The organism is Nonomuraea antimicrobica (assembly GCF_039536965.1).
Taxonomy (GTDB): Bacteria; Actinomycetota; Actinomycetes; order Streptosporangiales; family Streptosporangiaceae; genus Nonomuraea; species Nonomuraea antimicrobica.
Genome location: NZ_BAAAZP010000030.1, coordinates 1 through 4,261, shown reverse-complemented (window position 1 = coordinate 4,261; position 4,261 = coordinate 1). Strand labels below are relative to the sequence as shown.

The 4,261-nt window shown below is 75.3% G+C and carries 1 protein-coding gene and 1 pseudogene; both read left to right on the top strand.

Annotated elements, in window-relative coordinates:
* Window positions 1–813: pseudogene (locus ABD844_RS09325) on the top strand (hypothetical protein); the annotation flags it as partial.
* A 24-nt stretch (window positions 814–837) separates the two neighbouring features.
* The gene (locus ABD844_RS09320) at window positions 838–4,122 is read left to right on the top strand and encodes a coiled-coil domain-containing protein (protein WP_425568527.1); all 3,285 of its coding nucleotides are present in this window, start codon (window positions 838–840) and stop codon (window positions 4,120–4,122) included.
* Window positions 4,123–4,261: the final 139 nt, after the last annotated feature.

Below are 4,261 nucleotides of genomic sequence, written 5' to 3'. Positions count from 1 at the left end.
CCCGTGGCGGCCGGTGAGCCCGTGGCGGCCGGTGAGCCCGTGGCGGCCGGTGAGCCTGCCGTGGTCGCCGATCCCGGCGCGGGCGGGTCGGGCGCGGGCGAGTTGGGCGCGGGTGCGGCGGTGGTCTCCGGTGAGCCCGTGGGTGGGGTCGGGGGGCGGGTCGAGGGCGGCGGGGCCGAGTTCGACGACCTGCTCGGCGGCTACGACGAGCGGCGGCGGGCCGAGCTGGTGGCCGCGTTCATGGTGGTCGAGCACGCGGCAGAGCCCGTGCAGGAGGTGCGTTTCGCCGCCCTGCGCGACCCGGCGCTGCGCCGCACGCTGGGCGAGATGCTGGCCAGGCGGGGTCGCACGCTGATCCAGCACCGCGACCGCTGGACCTCCGGCTACGACGACGCCGTGGCGGCCGAGCCTGGCCCGCCCGATCCGGCGCGCGCCCGGCTGGGGGTGAGCGAGCGGGCGGTGCTGACGCTCGTGCTGGTGCACTCGGTGGCCATCCCGAGGGCCGAGGGCCTGCTGCCGGAAGACTCGTGGTTGTCGCCGCATCCCACGCCGGTCGACGAGCTGCGCAGGCACACCCAGCTCCCGATCGGCGAGCTGGAGGCGGCGCTGCGCGTGTTGCGGCACGCGGGGCTGCTCGGCCAGGTGAAGGCGGGCGGGGAAACGGGTGGGGAGGCGGGCGGCTACGTGCCGGGGCCGCAGTTCCACCGGCTCACGCCGGCGGCACGGCGGCGGTTGCAGGAGGAGCTGATCCTGGCGGCCGGGCCGAGCACGCCGCTGGCCGCCGCCGTGCTCGCGCGGAGATCGGCCAAGTGACGCCCACGTTGGCGTCTGTCATGGATGGAAGGGTTACGGGGGTTCAAGGTGTCGCAGGTGGAGAACGTCGTCGGAGACCGGGTGCTGATCGCCGTACAGGCGGTCAACATCTCACGGTTGTCGACCCATCCGGTGCCCACCGTCCCCGGCACGCTGATCGTCGTGGCGGGCGCGGGGCCGAAAGACTCCAACGGGGCGGGCAAGTCCTCGTTCATCGCGTCGATCACGGCGCTGCTCGGCGACGAGCAGTGGCGCTTCGCGTCGGGCGCCAAGGCGGTGTCGGAGCTGCTGTTCAACGCGGAGCTGGCCAGCGGCGCGGGAGCCAGGCAGTGGGCGAGCGCTGACCACGGCTACATCGTGGGCGTGTTCGGCCCGCCCGGGATGGACGGGTTCGCCCCCGCTCCTGAGGAGCCCGGGCTCGACCCCGGTGCGGGGGCGGTGCCCGGCGGCCCTGTCCCGGACGAGGCGGGTCTCGTGCTCGACGAGGCCGAGGGGGCGGGCGGGGAGCTGTTCGAGGTGCCCGACAGCTCGGGCGGCGCCCTGACCGTGTGGCTGAAGGTCAACCAGGAGGCGCCGCACCTCGAGATCCGCTGGCGTGACGGGGTGCATCTGGCGGCGTCCCCGTCGGAGGCCGAGCGGGTGGCGCGGGCCGACGAGATCTGGGCGTCGCTGCCGAAGTCGGCCGGGCGGCGCGACGTCGTGGCGCGTGACCTGACCAAGGTCCTCTACGGTGACCGGGTCAGGTGCGTGTCGTTCCTGTCCACGTCCGTACGCAGCAAGGTCGCCACCAACCTGCTCTCCCAGCCGCTCAACGAGATCTCGCCCGAGCGGGTCTTCGAGGCCATCGCCGCGCTCACCGGCCTCGACGCCGAGTTGGAGCAGGAGCGCGAGGCCCGGCGCGACGAGCACGCCAAGCGGGTGCGCGCGGCGCAGGCGGCCGACCGGCTGGCCGAGTTCGAGACGGAGTCGAAGGCGCTGCTGGCCACGTTCGACCGGCGCGACCAGGCCCGCATCCGGCTGGCCGACGCGCTGCGCTGCTGGCGCGGGCGGCAGGCGCGCAAGCTGGCCGACGCGGCGGGCAAGGACGAGGCGCTGGCCGCCGACCTCGATCGCCATCAGGCGGCCGGTGAGTCCGCCGTGGAGGCGATCGCCATGGTCAAGGCGGAGATCGCCACCTTGCGGGAAGACACGCTCGACCGGCAGGTCTCGCAGGCCCGCAAGGAGCTGGTGGCCTTGCAGGCGCGCGCGGCCAAGCTCGACGCCGACCGGGCCGTGGCGGAGAACTCGGCCGACGAGCTGCGCGGTGCGATCCCGGCGCTGGAGGAGACGCGCCGGTTCGCCGACGGGCGCGACGTGCCGACGGCCGAGCGGGAGCTGGGCGAGGCCCGGCTGCGGCTCAACGAGGCGCTCAAGGCGCTCGGGGTGGCCGACCAGGAGGTGGCCTCGGCCCAGGCGGCGCTCGACGACGCCGAGGGCGGGCCGGCGGCGTCCCAGCTCAACGCGCTGGCGGCGGCGGGCATCGGCGCGACCGGCCTGCTCGACGCCCTCGACGTGGCCGAGCAGGCCCGCGACGCCGCCCACACACCACCGCACACCGGGCTGCCGGACCGCGAGCAGTCAGACCGCGAGCAGTCAGACCGCGAGCTGTCAGACGACGGGCGGACGGATGCCGAGCGGCCGGACGACGGGCACGACGGGGCGGGGCAGGCGCTGGGCGAGGCGCTCAAGGCGCGCTACGGCAAGACGCGGGCCGCCGCCGGGGGGTCGCCGGGCGGGCTCGCGATCGGGGAGCTGCGCGGCTGGCCCGACGAGCACGCCGTGATCGTCGACGCCGCCCAGCTCGGCGCGGCCGTCGCCGCGCTGGCCGACCTGCCAGGGTCCGTGCTGGTCAGCGCGGCGGGGGTGAGCGTCGTCGGGGCGTTCGACGGGGTGGCCACCGGCCGGGAGGCCCGGATCAAGGCGGCCGAGCAGCGGCTCAACCGGGCCAGAGACGTCCAGGAGAACGCGGCCCAGGCCGTAGGCGACGGGGAGGAGGCCGTCGCGCAGGCGCAGCGGCGGCTGGAAGGGGCCAGGGCCGGGGTGCGGCTGGCCGAGCTGGAGGCCAAGCTGGCCGACCGGCGTACCCGGCTGGGCGAGCTGAACTCGGCCGTCGACGAGCTGACCCCGAAGGTCGCCGAGGCCGAACGTCAGACGACGGCGCTCGACTTCCGTGCCCGTACCCGGGACATGGAGATCGAGCGCCTGGAGGGCCGCCGGCAGCGGCACGAGTCCGAGCGGGCGCAGGCACGCGAGCAGGAGGCGAAGGTCGGCGCCGAACGCGCGGCGCTCAAGCTCGACGCGCTGGCCGCCGACTGGGGCGGCACGGTCGAGACCGCCCGCGAATGGCTCCAGGCCCAGCCCGACGACGAACGCCCGCGCGCGGCCGACGAATGGTGGCGGGTCGCCGAACGCCATCTCGACCAGGCGCTGCGCGACACGTTCCCAGAGGAGGAGGCCGAGCTGCCGGAGGAGCTGCGGTTCCTGATGAGCGAGCGGGAGGGCAGCACGGCGCGCGAGCAGGCGACGTTCGCGGCGGTGTGCGGGTCGCTGGCGTCCTACCTGCGCGGCCAGGAAGAGTACGAACGCCACCAGCGCCGCCAGATCGAGGCCCAGATCGTCACCCGGCAGCGCGACCTGGCGGCGGCGGCCCGTGGCGCGGACGAGGCGGCCCAGTCGACCGCCGTGCACCGGGCCGCGCTGACGGCGGCGATCAAGGCCCGGTTGACGCGGGTGGCCGAGGAGTTCGACAAGCTCGACACCTCCTACGGAGGCTACGGCGCGACGCTGGAGTTCCCGGTGCCGCCCGCGCCCGCCGACCCCGAGCAGCGCTGGCAGTGGCGGGTGACGCCGAAGTGGCGGCGGGGCGAGGGGCAGGGGTACGTGCCGTACAACCGGCGGGCCAACACGGCGCTCATGGACGAGAAGGCCGTCAAGCTGGTGTGCGCGGCGGCCATCGCCTCCTCCGGGGGCGGGCACCTGTGCCTGGTGCTCGACGAGCTGGGGCGCAACCTGGGCAAGGAGCACCGCAGGGAGGCGGTGGCGCTGTTCCGGCGGATCGGGGAGACGTACGGGATCACGGTGATCGGGGCGTTGCAGGACGACATGGAGCCGTACGCGATCGACGCCTGCGGACAATACATCAAGCTGCGGCGGTCGTCGGATGCGATGCCGTACAACGAGCCGCCGGTGATCGTGGGCCACGACCAGCACGCCGACCGGGTGCGGGCACTGGCGGCCTACGTGGACCGCGGGGCGCCTGCCCTCGCATAGGGGTGGTCTCGCATAGGGATTTGGTTCTCGCACGGGCCCCCGGTGACGGGCCCGTGCGGGAGGCCCGCAGACGCAGGCGGCGCGCAGGGGCAGGCGGCGCGCAGGGGCAGGCGGCGCGCAGGGGCAGGCGGCGCGCAGG